The organism is Rathayibacter sp. PhB1, assembly GCF_004362935.1.
In the GTDB taxonomy this organism is placed as follows: Bacteria; Actinomycetota; Actinomycetes; order Actinomycetales; family Microbacteriaceae; genus Rathayibacter; species Rathayibacter festucae.
This window is the reverse complement of sequence record NZ_SNYD01000002.1, coordinates 586,123-600,650: the sequence shown is the minus strand read 5'-3', so window position 1 is coordinate 600,650 and position 14,528 is coordinate 586,123. Positions and strand designations below refer to the sequence as shown.

The window sequence follows — 14,528 nt, the reverse complement described above, 5'->3', positions numbered from 1 at the left end:
ACCGCGACGCCGCCTCACGATCGGCCTGCTCCCCCCATAGGTGAGGCGCGGCACAGGTCGAATCCTTCGGTGCGTCCTGCACCGCTTTCACGAGGACCGCCGTTGGCCTGCAGGCGCCTGACGGCGGCCCTGGCTGGTCAGCGGACGGTGACGGTGACAGCGGCGCTCGTCGACGTATTGCCCGCGCGATCGACCGGCTTGGCGGTGACCGGATGCGACCCCTTCGTGAAGCCGGCCGTCGAGACCGTGAGCGTCCAGCTGCCGTCCGCGGCCTGCTTGGCGGCGCCGATGCGGGTCCTGCCGGTCCAGAAGACGAGGGACGCGGTGTCCGGGTCGGACACGGCGACCAGAGTGACGGTTCCCACGACGGTGCTGCCCGCGACCGGGCTGGTGATGCGCGCGACGGGGGCGGTCGTGTCGCGGACCGGCGTCGGAGTCGGCGTCGGCGTCGGAGTCGCAGAGGGTGCGCGAGTCGGTGTCGCGGACGGCGTGCGTGTCAGCGTCGGCGTCGGCGTCGGCGTGCGAGTCGGCGTCGTGGTGGCGGTCGCGGTCGGCGTCCGGGTCGGCGTCGGCGTGCTGCTCGGTGGCGGAGTCGCCGTGGGTGCCGTCGTCGCCGGAGGAGTCGTCGTCGCCGTCGGCGATGGCGCCGGAGTGGACGAGGGAGTCGGCGTCGGCGTCGGCGTTGCGGGGGGAGTCGGCGCGGGCGTGGCGGGCGACGACGCGGAGGGAGTCGGCTGCGGAGTCGGCGCGGAGGTGGCGCCGGGGTCCGCGGGCGCTGTGGCCGTGGGAGTGGTCTCCGGAACCGGCGTGCCCGTCGGAGCAGGGCCGCCGGTCGGCTCGGGAGTCGGCGTCGCCGTCGGCTCGGAAGTCGGTGTCGCCGTCGGCTCGGAAGTCGGGATCACCGTCGGCTCGGAAGTCGGGATCACGGTCGGCTCAGGAGTCGAGGTGGCGGTCGGCTCCGGAGTCGTCGTCGGCAACGGCGTGGGCGCCGGAGCGGCGAAGCGCGCGGCCCACGGCGGGACCCGCTCGGGACCCCAGAGCACGTCCGCTATCAGCGCCTGACCGCGCACGTTCGGGTGGAACCAGTCCAGGGTCGACACGATGTCGGGGGTGAGCGGCGTCGCGGTGAAGGCGCCGCCGTCCCAGACGCACCGCGGTCCGACCGCGGCGCACGCCGACGCCAGCGCGTCGTCGTACTGCACGGTGCGCTGCGCCGCCGCCGCGACCGAGGCGGTCTGGGCCGCGCCGGTGAGGACGCCTCCGGTGTCCGTGACTCCGCGGGTCGTCCGGCACAGCTTGCTCGCCACCCACACGGGCTCGGCCGGTCCCCCGCGCAGTCCCGCCCACTCCGACGCGACGTCCGGCACCGAGCCGAGCAGGATCGTCGCGGTCGGCCAGGTGCGGCCGATCTGCTGCAGCAGGCTCGAGGCGGAGGCCGAGAACGCCGCGGCCGTCGTCATGGTGTAGCCGTCGGCCGCCGGGTAGAGGTCGCCGTGGCAGAGGTCGTTGCCGCCGATCATGAGGGTCACCACGTCGGGGGACGCGCCCTCCGCCGCCGCCGTCGTGACCATCGCCGCGACGGCCCGAATCCTGCTGCCGGACTTCGAGTAGTTGGCCGTGCGGACCGTGCTGCTCGGAGCGGTCTCCTGGAGCCGGGTGGCGATCGAGCGGACGGCGGTCGCCGAGCCGGTCGACCAGGAGTTGACCGGGCAGTCGGCCTTCGTCGTGCAGCTCGCTCTCCCCTGGCTGAGGGAGTCGCCGAGCGCGAGGACGGTGACCGTCGCGGGCTCGGCCGCGGCGACCGGGACGGCGGCGGTCGCGAGGAGCAGAAGTGCGGCCGCGACGGCGACGATGCCGCGGAGGGGGCGGCGGAGGGGGCGGCGGTTCGGTCGCGCGCGCATGACGGTGCCTTCGTGGAGCGTCGGTGCGCAGGCACGGGGCCGGGCTGCGCCGGACGTGGTCCGCTGCGGAGCGGAGCAGGACGAGGGACTCGACCCGGGACGAGCATGGCGTGGCGGCGGTCGACTGGCAAGGCCACCGCACCTGCCCGATCGCGAGCGGCCCCCGTTCGCGGAGGCACCTCCGGCTCGCGGAAGCGCGGTGGTTCGGCGAGCCGGAGGTGGTGTCACGAGCCGGAGCGGCTCGGACGCCGGATCAGCGGACGGTGACGGCGACGGGGGCACTCGTCCCCGTGTTGCCCGAGCGGTCGGTCGCGGTGGCGACGAGATCGTGCTCGCCCTTCGGGAAGCCCCTGGTCGACACGGTCAGCGTCCAGCCGCCGTTCGCCGCGTGCTTCGCCGAGCCGAGGCGACGACCCTCGCTCGAGAAGACGAGCGAGGCGGTGTCGTCGTCGGAGACGGCGGCCAGGGCGACGTTCCCCTTGACCGAGTCGCCGGCGAGCGGGCCGGTGATGCGCACCGTCGGCGCGGTCGTGTCCTTCGTGCCGGCGAGGCCTCGGCTCGGGGTCGTGCTCGGAGTGGAGCCGGGCGCCGGAGCGCGGGTCGCTGCGGGTGCCGGGGTCGTGGGCCGTGCAGGAGTCACGGTCTTCGTCGCTCGGCGCGCGCCGGCCGGGGCCGGAGTGGTCCTCGGCGCGGGGGTGGTCTTCGACGACGGGGTGGTCTTCGGGGCGGGAGCCGTCGTCGGAGCGGGAGTCGTCACCGGTGCGCCGGTGACCGCCGGCGCCGGCGGGGAGACCGGAGCGCCCTGGATGAGCCGCGCGGCCCAGGCGGGGACCGCCTCGGGACCCCAGAGCACCCGCGCGATCAGGGCCTGGCCCTGGACGTTCGGGTGGAAGGAGTCGACGCTCGAGACGATCTCCGGGCTGATCTCCGTGCGGCTGAGGGCGCCGCCGTCCCAGACGCAGTGCGGGCCCTCGGCCGCGCACGCCGAGGCGAGGGCGTCGTCGTACTGCCGCGTGCGCTCGGCCGCGGCCGCCACCGTCGAGGTGAAGGCGTCACCGGTCTGCACGACGTTGTCGGCGAGGGCTCCGCGCGTCGTCCGGCACAGATTGGCCGACGGCCAGGTCCTCGCACCCGCGCCGGTCTGCACCGCGGCCCACTCGGACGCCACGTCCGGCACCGACCCGACGAGGACGGTCGCCTCCGGCCAGGCGGACCTGATCCGCTGCAGCGCACTCGTCGCCGACGCGGCGAACGCGTCGGCGGGCGTCATCGCGTAGCCGTCGGCGGCGGCGCGGAGATCGGGGTGGCAGAGGTCGTTGCCGCCGATGAGCAGCGTCACGACGTCGGGCCGGGCCCCGGCGGCCGCCGCGGCGGACACCGCCGAGGCGACTCCCGCGATCCGGCTGCCCGACTTGGCGTAGTTCGTCGCTGTGACGGTGCGCCCCGGGTTCAGCTCCTGGAGGCGAGTGGCGACCGAGTGCACCGCGGGTGCGGAGCCGGTGGCCCAGGAGTTGACGGGGCAGTCGCCCCGGCCTCCACAGGTGGTGGCGGCGCGGGTGATCGAGTCGCCGAACGAGGCGACCGAGAGCGCGGGGGCCTCGGCGGCGGTGGCGGACGGGGCGGCTGCTCCTCCGGCGAGGAGCAGTGCCGCGAGAGCGACGGTGGACAGGCGGGAACGGAGGGACATGGCTCTTCTCAAGGACGGTGATGAAGGAGGGCGGAGCACGGTCGTTCGACCGTCGGCTCCAGCGGTCGACCGACCGCGGGGAGGTCCGCGGACGACGCCGGCGGAACCTCGTGGTGAAAGGTATTTCCGCTCCTCCGCAGACCGCCAACTTGTGGCACGGATCGACTCGACTGGCATTCATTGAGCCGTTGTCGGTCTTTGATCACCTGGCGCACTCTGACAATCAGTGCGCCTCCCCTGAGCTAGCGGCCGACGGCGGCGGTCTGCCGGAGGTCCGCCGGAGACGGACTCCCCTCGGACGGCTGCGCTCCGGCCGAACGGTCGAGCGCCACCCGCTCGGTCACGTTCTCGCGCATGCCGACCCGGGTCCTCGAATCGTCCGGGGCGCCGCTCGTCGAATCGGAGATGCCGATCTCGTCGAGCGTCGGGAGGTCCGCCGGAGCCGGAGCCGGAGCGCCTGCGGAGTGCGGGACCGCCCACGCGGGAACCGCGTCCGGGCCCCACAGGACGCTAGCGACCAGCGCCTGGCCGGCGACGTTCGGGTGGAAGTAGTCGACCGTCGAGAGGACGTCCTTCGTGATGGGCGTCCTGGTGAGGGCACCGCCGTCCCAGATGCACTGCGGGCCCGCTGCGGAGCACGCCGAGGCCAGGGCGTCGTTGTACTGCTTCGTGCGCTCAGCGGCTGCGGCGACCGCCGCCTCGAAGGCGGCCCCCCTCTGGACGTGGTTGTCGGCCTTGGCCCCGCGCGTGGTCCGGCAGATGCTGAACAGTCCCCAGATCAGCTTGCCGGGTGTGCCCTGGACGACCTCCCACTCGGACCCGATGTCCGGCACCGATCCGAGCAGCACGGTCGCCCGGGGCCAGGCCGAGCTGATCTGCCGGAGCAGGCCCGACGCCGAGGCGGAGAAGTCCGCGGCGGGCGTCATCGCGTAGGCGTCCGGCCCGGCCGGGACGTCGGGGCTGCAGAGGTCGTTGCCGCCGATGAGGAGCGTGACGACGTCCGGAGCGGCCCCGGCCGCCTGCGCCGCCGTGACCGCCGCGGAGACCTCGGCGATGCGGCTGCCGGAGTTCGCGCGGTTGTCGGTCGTGACCGTGCGCTGCGGAGCCACCTCCTGGAGGCGGGTCGCGATGGAGCGGACCTCGGGGGCGGAACCGGTCGACCAGGAGTTGACCGGGCAGTCGTCCTCCGTGCCGCAGGTCGCGGCGCCTCGGGTGATCGAATCGCCGAAGGCGACGACGGACAGCTCGGACGGTGTCGCGGCGGCGGCGGCGGGGGCGATCGCTCCTCCCGCGAGCACGGATGCGGCGAGGCCGAGGACGATCAGGGGGGAACGGCGGGGTCGGTGCGGGGACACGATTCTCCTCGGGAAGAGTGGGACGGAGTCAGAGGTGTCCGATCGACCGGTGAGCCGTCGATCCGAGGGCGGCGACCGCGCACCGGGAGTGCCGCGGCGGAACCTGTTCCCGAACGGTAGTGACGCTCACCCCAGAGGCGGGAACTTCTGGCGCCGATCGGTCCCCTGGCGCTCCCTGACCGCCTCAGTCGGTCCCGGCGCCGGCCGCTCCCCGGTGCAGATCGGACAGGGCGAGGTAGGACGCGGCGTTGCGGCGGATCCCGTCCCGCTCCTGCTCGGACAGCTCGCGGCGCACCTTCGCCGGAACACCCGCGACGAGGGAGCCCGGCGGCACGACGGTGCCCTCGAGCACTACGGCGCCGGCGGCGACGAGCGACCCGGAGCCGATCACCACCCCGTTCAGGACGGTCGCGTTCATCCCGACGAGCACGTCGGACTCGAGGGTGCAGCGGTGCAGCACGGCGTTGTGCCCGACCGAGACACCCGAGCCGAGAATCGCGTCGAAGCCCTCGTCCACGTGCACGATCACGCCGTCCTGCAGGTTGCTGCCGCGGCCGATCCGGATGCGCGCCCTCTCCGCGCGGAGGACGGCGCCGTACCAGACGCTCGACTCCTCCTCCAGCTCCACCGCCCCGACGAGGGTCGCGCCCGGGGCCACCCAGGCCGAGTCGGCGACGACCGGGGATCCGCCCGGCAGAGCGATCAATCGGGCGTCCGGGTGCGCTCCTGCTGCCATGCGATCGGTCCTCCTCCTCGGCGGACTCCGCGGTCGCCGGATCCCAGTGTCGCAGGGGCGTCGGGCACCGCCCGGGCGGCGATCCTGGCCGGTCGTCGGACCCCGATCACGATCTGTCCCCGTCCGGGGCACGCGCGGAGGAGGCGGCACGACCTAGGCTGACCCCGGTCCGGGGGGATTTCCGTGACCGACGGAACAAGGGGACGGCAATGCGACGACGTACCGCACGGGCGACGATCATGGGAGCGCTCGCAGCCCTCCTCCTGGTGCCGATGGTGGCCACCGCGCCCGGCAGCTCGGCGAGCGCCGCCGCCGACACGGTGAAGCCGGTCGTGAGCATCACCGCTCCGGTGAGCGGATCGACGGTCGCGGGGACGATCTCCCTCGCGGCGACCGCGACGGACGCGGTCGGGACCACCCAGCTCTCGTTCTGGGAGGGCACCCGCCGTCTGGGCTACGCCACCGTGCAGGCGGGCGTCTGGACGCTGCCGCTCGACACGCGGACGCTGGCCGAGGGCTCGCACGTCTTCGTGGCCAAGGGCAAGGACGCGGCAGGGAACATCGGCAACAGTGCCGCCACGCGCGTCACCGTGCAGAACACCGGCTCGACCCCCGTTCCGACGACGAGTCCCTCCCCCACGCAGACCCCGGTCCCGTCGGCGACGCCCACCGCGACGACCACCCCCTCGCCGACCGCGAGCCCGACGACCGCGCCGAGCCCCAGCACCACGCCGACCGCCACGGGCTCGCCGAAGCCCGACACGACGAAGCCGACCGCGCGCATCACCTCGCCCGCCACGGGGAGCACCGTCCCGCGGACCGTGACGCTCGTCGCCACCGCGTCGGACGACGTCGGAGTCAGCGCTCTCTCCTTCTGGTCCGGCTCCACCCGGGTCGGGAACGCCGTGCAGCAGGCCTCCGGCGACTGGTCGCTCACCACCTCGAGCCTCGCCGTGACCTCGCACGTGATCATCGCCAAGGCCCGCGACGCCGCCGGCAACATCGGCAGCAGCGGCTCGATCGCGCTGACCGTCTCGGCCACCGCACCGACCACGCCGCCGACCGCGACTCCGACGCCCACCGCGACCCCGACGAGGACCCCGACGCCCACGGCGACGCCGACCGCCACCGCGACGCCGACCGCGACACCGACGGCGACCCCCACCGCCACTCCGACCGCGACGCCGACCCCCACGGCGACGCCCACCACTCCCCCCACCGTGCCCGGCGTCCCGGCGCCGCTCGCGCAGTGGGACTTCACCCAGTCCGCCGCGCCGTACTACTCCACCGAGAACGACCTGCCGCTGCTCCAGGCGGGCAAGACCAAGGCCACGACCACCTCGACGCCCTGGGGCTCCGGGATCTCGATGACCGGGACGAGCTTCCTCCGGGTGCCGCAGGAGTCGGCGGGTCGCCTGACGATCGGCGCCACGGGCAACGCGGTCACCGTCGCGAGCTGGGTCTACATGACCGACGACAGCACCGGCTACGTCGCCGGCGCCTGGAACGAGCACGGCGAGCGCGCGGGCCGCTCCTACGGTCTCTTCTACGACCTCGGCCTCTACGGCGGCGACGAGCGATCGGCCTTCCACGTCTCGCGCACCGGTGGGCCGACGCCCGGCTACCCGTACTCGCGCGACTACTCGGCCTCGGGGAACAAGTTCACTCGGTACACCTGGCAGCTGCACGTGGGCACGTACGACGGCACCTACGCCGTCTCCTACCTGGACGGCACCTCCGTCGCCTACCCGCGCTTCGTGGACAACAAGGGCGCGACCTACGCGAAGAACCCCTATCTCTTCACCGAGGGCCTGAACCCGAACGCCGGCGACTTCACGGTCGGCGCGGTCGAGCTCACCTCCGGCCCCGGCAACTACGCGAAGGGCACCTTCGCGAAGATCCGGGTCTGGGACACGGCCCTCACCGCCGACCAGGTCAAGGCGCTCTACGACACGGAGCGCGCGGCACTGAAGTAGGCGTGCGGGGACGGCCACTGGTTCCCTGCTGATCGAGTAGCCCGTGCAGCGGGCGTATCGAGATCCACCAGCGTCAGGACAGGAGTCTGCAGACCCGCCCTGCTGATGGCGGTAGGTCTCGATACGCCCCTGCGGGGCTACTCGACCAGCATGATTGCGGGCGTCTCCTGCAAGGGGATCCACCAGCGTCAGAGCAGGAGTCTGCAGACCCGGCTTGCTGAGGACCGTGGGTCTCGATACGCCGCTGCGCGGCTACTCGACCAGCATGGAGGGCCGCCCTCGAATCCTTCCAGCACCACCGAGAAGCGAAGCGCCACGCGGCCGGCACATTGGGCGCGCAGGGCTCAGCGGGCGGCGCGCAGCCAGGCGAGGACGGCGAGCACGCGGCGGTGGTCCGAGCCGGAGTCCTCGAGTCCGAGCTTCTGGAAGATCGAGGTGACGTTCTTCTCGACCGCACCGACGCCGATGAAGAGCGCGGCGGCGATGCCGGCGTTCGTGCGCCCCTCGGCCATCGCCTCGAGCACCTCGCGCTCGCGCGGGGTCAGGAGGGCCAGCGGGTCGCGGTTGCGCTGGAGCAGCGACGCGACGACCTGCGGATCGAGCACCGTCCCGCCCGCAGCGACTCGCTCGACGGCGTCGCGCAGCTCCTCCACCGAGGCGACGCGGTCCTTGAGCAGATAGCCCATGCCGCCCTCGCCCGAGCCGAGCAGCTCGTGCGCGTAGGTCACCTCGACGTACTGGCTGAGCAGGAGCACGGCGATACGGGGATGCCGGCGCCGGAGGTCGAGTGCCGCGCGGACGCCCTCGTCGCGGAAGGTCGGCGGCATGCGGACGTCGAGCACGGCCACGTCCACCGAGGACGGCTCCGCAGCGACAGCCGCGAGCAGCCCCTCGGCGTCGCCGTGGGCTCCGACGACGGAGAAGCCGGCGTCCTCGAACAGTCGGACCAGGCCCTCGCGCAGGAGGACGGAGTCCTCGGCGAGGGCGACGCGGATCGGAGAGGCGGGCGGCACGCCCTCAGGATAGGGCGGGCGGCGGTGCGGGCAGGAACGGCACGTGCACACCCACCGTGGTCGGGCCGCCCGGGGGCGAATCGACGGTGACCAGCCCGCGCAGCCCGCTGACGCGCCCGGCGACCCCCTCGAGCCCGTGACCCGGCAGGGGCGAGGCGCCGCCGACGCCGTCGTCGACGACCCAGACGTCCAGCCAGCGCTCCGGTCCGCCCGTCCCCCGCACGTCGAGATGCACGCGGATCGAGCGGGCCGACGCGTGCTTCGACGCGTTCGCGAGCAGCTCCGCGACGACGAAGTAGACGCTGCGCTCGACCTCGGGCGGCACCTCCGCCACCGGATGCTCGACCAGCACCTCGACGGGCACCGGGCTCAGGACCGCCAGCGAGTGCACCGCAGCGGTGAAGCCCCGGTCCTGCAGGATCGGCGGCGCGACTCCGCGGGAGAGCGCGCGCAACTCGTCGAGCGCCGAGCGGACGTGCTCGCGCGCCTCGTCGATCAGTGCCGCCGCGGAGTCGGGATCGGAGCGCACCCGGTTGAGAGCGGATCCGAGGTCCATCTGCACCCGGATCAGCCGCTGCTGCGGACCGTCGTGGATGTCGCGCTCGAGCCGGCGCAGCGCCCGGTCCTCGGCGGCGACCGCCGCGCCGCGGGAGACACTGAGCTCCGCGACCTCGCGCTGCAGCGCCTCCGATCCCCAGGGACCGAGCAGCAGCCGATCGACGAGGAAGCGCGCGAGGGTGAGCCCTCGGGTGACGAACGGCAGCGTCGCGAGGAACAGGACGACGAGCGCGACATCGGCCAGCACCAGGAAGGCCGTGGGCGGCCCGGGAACGCCGAGGACGGCGCTCGACTGCCCGGAGACGAGCCGGACGATCGCCGAGGAGTCGCCGGCGAGCAGCGCCGTCAGCGAGCCGAGTCCGGCCCAGCTCCAGAGCCCGAGGACCGCGGCGAAGACGAGCGCGAGCAGCGGCGCCACGACGAGCGTGTGCAGCAGCGCGAGCCAGTAGTGCCCGTCGACGACCGGGCCGTAGAGGGCGAAGGTGGCGGGCGCGACCGAGGCGGGCGGACGCCGCCACTGCGGCTCGTCGATCCGAGGGCGGCCGGCGAGCCGGTCGAGCGCTCGGGTCGCCCGACCGAAGCCCCGGGCGGTGTGCAGCGCCAGCGGGAGGAAGACCGCGCCGATCAGCACGCCGATCAGGCCGAGGCCCAGGGCGAGGGCGACTCCGGTGGCGAACGCACCCGCCAGCGCCAGCGGCACGGCGAGCAGGAGCGACAGGGCCTCGCGGGGCAGCTCGCGCCAGAGCCGGAGGTAGGCGGCGGAGGCCTCACCGAGGGCGGTCGGCGCTGCAGGCACGCGAGCCTCCTCCCCCGGTCCTCGCGGGCGCGCGGACATCCTCTCGAGGGTACCGGCGACCCTTCGCGGCGACGCGGGGGCTGACCCCCGGTTCCACTTCGGAAGCGCACCGCATGTGCCGGGTCGGCACAGGCCAGGCTCCCCTTCTCCCGCCTTAGCCGAGCCTGCACTTCCTTGCGAGCACTGGGCTGCGGCGTAGTGTTGACGATCAGTCACCCCCTCTCGAAAGGAACAGACGATGTCCACTGCATCCGTCACGTCGCTCACCTCGTCGAACCCGGATGTCGCATCCGGAGTCGCCCAGTTCCTCAGCCCGGTCGTCGTCGAGATGACCGCCCTGGCCGTCAACAGCAAGCAGGCGCACTGGCACGTGCGCGGCGCCAACTTCATCGGCGTGCACGAGCTGCTCGACGTCGTCGTCGGCCACGCGATCGAGTGGGCCGACTTGGCCGCCGAGCGCGTCGTGGCCCTCGGCCTCCCCGTCGACGCCCGCATCCAGACCGTCGCCTCGGCGACGCAGACCGCCCCGCTCACCCCGGGCTTCCAGCGCTCCGAGAACGCCATCGTCGAGGTCATCGGTCTGATGGACGTCGCGATCACCACGGTCAACACCGCGATCGCCGAGCTCGCCGACATCGACGCGAGCAGCCAGGACGTCGCGATCGAGATCGGCCGCGGCCTCGAGAAGGACCGCTGGTTCCTCTTCGCGCACGTCAGCGAGAGCTGAGCACGCGCCTCCCACGCCGCGACGGCCCGTCGGATCCTCGGATCCTCCGGGCCGTCCGTCGTTCCGGACCCGGTCAGACCTCGTGCGTCACGCGTCCGGCGAGCAGCGTCGCGGCGACGGGCATCGAGCGCAGCTGCTCGCCGTCGGAGGCGAGCGGGTCGCGCTCGACGACGACCAGGTCGGCGGCGTCTCCCCCCTGCGGAGCGAGCCGCCGGGTCCGCGTGGACGCGACGAGCGCCTCCGCGATCGTGACCCGCTGCTCCGGGTGCCACGGCTCGTCGCCGTCCCGGGCGCGGGAGACGGCGGCGGCGATCGCCACCCAGGGGTCGAGCGGTGCGACCGGCGCGTCCGAGCCGAGCACGACCGTCGCTCCGGAGTCGATCAGCGAGCGCAGCGCGAAGGCCCGGCCGGTGCGTCCGGCCCAGTAGCGGTCGGCGACCTCCCGGTCGTCCAGCGCATGCGCCGGCTGCACTCCCGCGACGACGCCGAGCCGGGCGAAGCGGGGCAGGTCGGCGTCCGAGAGCAGCTGCGCGTGCTCGATCCGGCCGCCGCCGACCTTGGCCAGCGCGTCGAGCGCGACCGTCGCGGCCGCGTCGCCGATCGCGTGCACCGTCGGCCGGATGCCCGCCGCGGCCGCACGCGCGAGCAGCTCGTCGAGCTCGACGGGGTCCACGGTGAGGACGCCGCTGCCCTCGTGCCCGGCGTAGGGATGCACGCAGTACGCGGTCCGGGTGTTCAGCGAGCCGTCGACGAGCACCTTGAGCGGTCCCATCCGCAGCAGCCCGGCACCGCCCGCGATCTCGTCCCCGGTGCGCAGGCCCTCCGCGATCGCCCGGTCGAGGTGGTCGCGGTAGACGCCGATGTCGATGCGCAGCGAGCGGGTGCCGCGGGCGATCCGGCGCGTCCAGTCCGCCGCGTTCCAGCGCATCTCGAGGTCGACGACGCCGACGACGCCGCGGGCGGCCGCACGGCGCGCCGCCTCGTCGGCCAGCTCGTCGAGCTCGTCGTCGCTGAGCGCACCGAGCGCCGTGACCAGGCGGAAGCAGGGCTCCTCGCGGAGGATGTCGTCCTGCGGCGCGAAGCCGTAGCGGCGCAGCGCGGCGGAGTTGACCCAGGCGCAGTGCAAGTCGCCGCTGACGAGCACCACCGGTCGCTCCGGCGCCACCGCGTCGAGCAGGGCGGTCGTCGGCAGGTCGGGCCAGAGCCCGTCGCGGAAGCCGAAGCCGACGAGGGTCGCCGGCGAGTCCGGTGCGAGGGCGAGCCGCGCGCGGACCGCAGCCACCGTCTCCGCCGCCGACCGCGCCGTCGAGACGTCCAGGCGGGGAGCGGTCATCGACCACTGGGAGAAGTGCACGTGCTCGTCCCAGAGCCCGGGCAGCAGCCAGCGGCCGTCGAGGTCGCGCACCTCGGCGTCGCCCGAACGGGTGGCGTCGAGAGCGCCGTCCGGAGCGATCTCCTCGATGCGGCCGTCGCGGAGCAGCACGGACACCGGCTCGTCGCGGCCCAGGAGCCGCGCGGTGCGCAGGAGCAGGCTCGGGGTCACGGGGTCCTCTCGGTCGTCGCTCGTCACGGGCACTTCAGGCGGTCACGACTGGCACACCGGGCACCAGTAGAGCTTGCGCGCGCCGATCTCCTCGAGCAGGACGTTCGTGCCGCAGACCCGGCAGGGCAGTCCCTCGCGCTTGTAGACGTAGTTGCGCTCGGCCCGGCTGCGCACGGCGGCGGAGCGCTGCGTCTTCGTCAGACCCCGGCGCGTGATCATCATCCCGGTCCGGATGCCGTCCTCGAGCAGGAGCGCCCAGTCGGCCCAGAGCTCGCGCGCGAGCTCGAGCGGCACCAGCTTGCCGGGCGTGTGCGGGTCGAGGCCGGCTCGGTAGAGCAGCTCGGCGCGGTAGATGTTGCCGATGCCGCTGACGACCGACTGGTCCATCAGCACGAGCCCCACCGGCGTGGCCGTCTTGCGCAGCCGGTTCACGAAGCGGTCGCGCGCCTCGTCGGAGTCGTCCGCCGCGGGGTCGGGACCGAGCCGGGCGAGCAGCGCCTCCACCTGCGAGTCGTCCATCACCTCGCAGGCCGTCGGGCCGCGCAGGTCGGCGACCGTCTCCTCCGTCTGGATGCGCACGCGCACGGCGCCGATCGGCGGCGGCGGGAACTCCTCGAGGTCGCTGTCGGTCTCGTGCTCGGTCTCGGAGAGCCGGACGGCCCGGCGGCGGCGCGGGGCGCCGATGCTGCTGCCGGCCTTGCCGTCATCGAACAGCGGCGAGACGTGGCCGAGGAAGTCCCAGGCGCCGTAGAGGCCGAGGTGCACGTGCAGCGTCGCGTCGCCCTCGAAGCGCAGCAGCAGGTGCTTGCCGACAGCGGTCGACTCGAGCACGGAGCGGCCGTCCAGCAGCGCGGCACCCTCCGTGAAGCGGCCCTGCGGGCTGCTGGTCGCGACGGCGTGGCCGACAATGTCGCGCTCGAACTGCAGCGCGATGCGGTGGACGGAGTGGCCCTCGGGCACCTAGCGGCCGCTCGCGGCGGAGTCGACCGTGCGGCCGGCGATGTCGCCCGTGGTCTCGTACTCCGCGAGCTGCGCGATGCGGCGCATGTGGCGCTCCTCGAAGGAGAACGGCTCGGCGACGAAGGCGTCGATGAAGTCCGTCGCCTCCTCGACCGAGTGCTGGCGCGCTCCGATCGAGATCACGTTGGCGTCGTTGTGCTGACGGGCGAGCACCGCGGTGCTGAGGCTCCAGACCAGCGCGGCGCGGACGCCCGCGACCTTGTTGGCCGCGATCTGCTCTCCGTTGCCGGAGCCGCCGAAGACGATGCCGAGCGCCTCGACGCCGGCCTCCTGGTCGCGCACGACCGCGGCGGCCGCGTTGATGCAGAACGAGGGGTAGTCGTCGAGCGGGTCGTACGAGGTGGGGCCGTGGTCGACCACGTCGTGGCCGGCGGCACCGAGGTGCTCGATCAGGTGCCGGCTGAAGTCCAGCCCGGCGTGGTCCGTTGCGATGTGGATGCGCACGCGCTCGTCCTCCGGAAAGCCGTTCGTGGCCCGTGGATCCGGGCCGGGAGTCAGGGTACCGCTCGCGCGGCGGCCCGGTCCTCAGGAGAGGACCGGGTCGCCCGCGCGGACCGCGGCTCAGTCGAAGATCGGGTCGCGGGTGCGCGAGCGCTTGAGCTCGAAGAAGCCGTCGTACGAGGCCACGGCGACGAGGCCGTCCCAGAGCGAGAGCGCCTGCTCGCCGCGCGGGATGGGCGAGATGACCGGCCCGAAGAAGGCGATGTCGCCGATCGCGATGACCGGCGTGCCGACGTCCTGGCCGACCCGGCCGATGCCGTCGAAGTGCGAGGCGCGCATCGGCTCGTCGTACTCGTCGGTGTCGGCGAAGGCGGCGAGGCTCGCGTCGAGGCCGACCTCGGCGAGCGACTCGGCGATGATCGCGTCGACGTCCGTGCGGCCACCGGGGTGGATCCGCGTGCCGAGCGCGTCGTAGAGCGGCTTGACCTTGTCCTGCCCCTCGCGCTCGCCCACGGCGGCGACGAGGCGCGTGTAGCGCAGGGCGCGCGGGAAGAACGCGCGGTAGTCGTCGCTCACGTCCTGGTCCTCGTTGAGCACGGCGAGGCTCATGATGTGCCAGGTGACGTCGAGGTCGCGCCCCTCCGTCACCTCGTCCACGAAGCGGGAGGTCATCCAGGCCCACGGGCAGGAGGGATCGAACCAGAAGTCAACGGCGGTCATGAGGCAACGCTACGCCTCTCGGCGCCTCTCGGGTGCGCGGGTGCGGAGCGGCCCT

Annotated in this window: 12 protein-coding genes; 2 read left to right on the top strand and 10 right to left on the bottom strand. The window is 73.7% G+C overall.

Annotation, left to right across the window (positions count from 1 at the left end; all coding sequences use genetic code 11):
- Nucleotides 1-137: 137 nt before the first annotated feature.
- From EDF17_RS20455 to EDF17_RS06945, 4 genes are all read right to left on the bottom strand, one after another.
- Nucleotides 138-1,901 (bottom strand): SGNH/GDSL hydrolase family protein, encoded by a 1,764-nt coding sequence (locus EDF17_RS20455; RefSeq protein WP_123445801.1) that lies wholly within the window; start codon nucleotides 1,899-1,901, stop codon nucleotides 138-140.
- A 253-nt stretch (nucleotides 1,902-2,154) separates the two neighbouring features.
- A complete protein-coding gene (locus EDF17_RS19770) occupies nucleotides 2,155-3,588 on the bottom strand; it encodes a GDSL-type esterase/lipase family protein (RefSeq protein ID WP_166649616.1) in 1,434 nt (477 codons plus the stop codon).
- A 242-nt stretch (nucleotides 3,589-3,830) separates the two neighbouring features.
- Nucleotides 3,831-4,943, bottom strand: a complete 1,113-nt coding sequence (locus tag EDF17_RS06950) for a GDSL-type esterase/lipase family protein (protein ID WP_166649615.1) — start codon at nucleotides 4,941-4,943, stop codon at nucleotides 3,831-3,833.
- A 184-nt stretch (nucleotides 4,944-5,127) separates the two neighbouring features.
- Nucleotides 5,128-5,679, bottom strand: coding sequence for a gamma carbonic anhydrase family protein (locus tag EDF17_RS06945; protein ID WP_123445799.1), 552 nt, complete (start codon nucleotides 5,677-5,679; stop codon nucleotides 5,128-5,130).
- A gap of 209 nt (nucleotides 5,680-5,888) precedes the next feature.
- On the opposite strand from EDF17_RS06945, the gene EDF17_RS19765 reads away from it, so the two are divergent.
- Entirely contained in the window at nucleotides 5,889-7,655 is a 1,767-nt protein-coding gene (locus tag EDF17_RS19765) for an Ig-like domain-containing protein (protein WP_166649614.1), read from the top strand.
- A 344-nt stretch (nucleotides 7,656-7,999) separates the two neighbouring features.
- On the opposite strand, the gene EDF17_RS06925 is transcribed toward EDF17_RS19765, so the two are convergent.
- Entirely contained in the window at nucleotides 8,000-8,668 is a 669-nt protein-coding gene (locus EDF17_RS06925; protein ID WP_123445795.1) for a response regulator transcription factor, read from the bottom strand.
- 4 nt (nucleotides 8,669-8,672) lie between these two features.
- Nucleotides 8,673-10,022 (bottom strand): sensor domain-containing protein, encoded by a 1,350-nt coding sequence (locus EDF17_RS06920; RefSeq protein WP_166649613.1) that lies wholly within the window; start codon nucleotides 10,020-10,022, stop codon nucleotides 8,673-8,675.
- A 238-nt stretch (nucleotides 10,023-10,260) separates the two neighbouring features.
- Here EDF17_RS06920 and EDF17_RS06915 point away from each other — a divergent pair, with 238 nt between their 5' ends.
- Nucleotides 10,261-10,749, top strand: a complete 489-nt coding sequence (locus EDF17_RS06915) for a DNA starvation/stationary phase protection protein (protein ID WP_123445793.1) — start codon at nucleotides 10,261-10,263, stop codon at nucleotides 10,747-10,749.
- Nucleotides 10,750-10,822: 73 nt separating this feature from the next.
- Here EDF17_RS06915 and EDF17_RS06910 read toward each other — a convergent pair whose 3' ends face one another.
- The 4 genes from EDF17_RS06910 to EDF17_RS06895 all read right to left on the bottom strand — a co-directional run bounded on the left by EDF17_RS06910 (nucleotide 10,823) and on the right by EDF17_RS06895 (nucleotide 14,473).
- Nucleotides 10,823-12,292, bottom strand: coding sequence for an amidohydrolase family protein (locus tag EDF17_RS06910; RefSeq protein ID WP_208110576.1), 1,470 nt, complete (start codon nucleotides 12,290-12,292; stop codon nucleotides 10,823-10,825).
- A gap of 42 nt (nucleotides 12,293-12,334) precedes the next feature.
- A complete protein-coding gene (locus EDF17_RS06905) occupies nucleotides 12,335-13,252 on the bottom strand; it encodes a DNA-formamidopyrimidine glycosylase family protein (RefSeq protein WP_123445791.1) in 918 nt (305 codons plus the stop codon).
- Nucleotides 13,253-13,756, bottom strand: a complete 504-nt coding sequence (locus EDF17_RS06900; RefSeq protein ID WP_123445790.1) for a ribose-5-phosphate isomerase — start codon at nucleotides 13,754-13,756, stop codon at nucleotides 13,253-13,255. It lies immediately after the preceding gene.
- A gap of 117 nt (nucleotides 13,757-13,873) precedes the next feature.
- Entirely contained in the window at nucleotides 13,874-14,473 is a 600-nt protein-coding gene (locus EDF17_RS06895) for a DsbA family protein (protein ID WP_123445789.1), read from the bottom strand.
- Nucleotides 14,474-14,528 lie beyond the last annotated feature (55 nt).

What these genes read in the sequence shown, in the direction of transcription:
- EDF17_RS20455 (WP_123445801.1), bottom strand. Translation starts at nt 1,901, where the DNA reads ATGCGCGCGCGACCGAACCGCCGCCCCCTCCGCCGCCCCCTCCGCGGC.
- EDF17_RS19770 (WP_166649616.1), bottom strand. Translation starts at nt 3,588, where the DNA reads ATGTCCCTCCGTTCCCGCCTGTCCACCGTCGCTCTCGCGGCACTGCTC.
- EDF17_RS06945 (WP_123445799.1), bottom strand. Translation starts at nt 5,679, where the DNA reads ATGGCAGCAGGAGCGCACCCGGACGCCCGATTGATCGCTCTGCCGGGC.
- EDF17_RS19765 (WP_166649614.1), top strand. Translation starts at nt 5,889, where the DNA reads ATGCGACGACGTACCGCACGGGCGACGATCATGGGAGCGCTCGCAGCC.
- EDF17_RS06915 (WP_123445793.1), top strand. Translation starts at nt 10,261, where the DNA reads ATGTCCACTGCATCCGTCACGTCGCTCACCTCGTCGAACCCGGATGTC.
- EDF17_RS06895 (WP_123445789.1), bottom strand. Translation starts at nt 14,473, where the DNA reads ATGACCGCCGTTGACTTCTGGTTCGATCCCTCCTGCCCGTGGGCCTGG.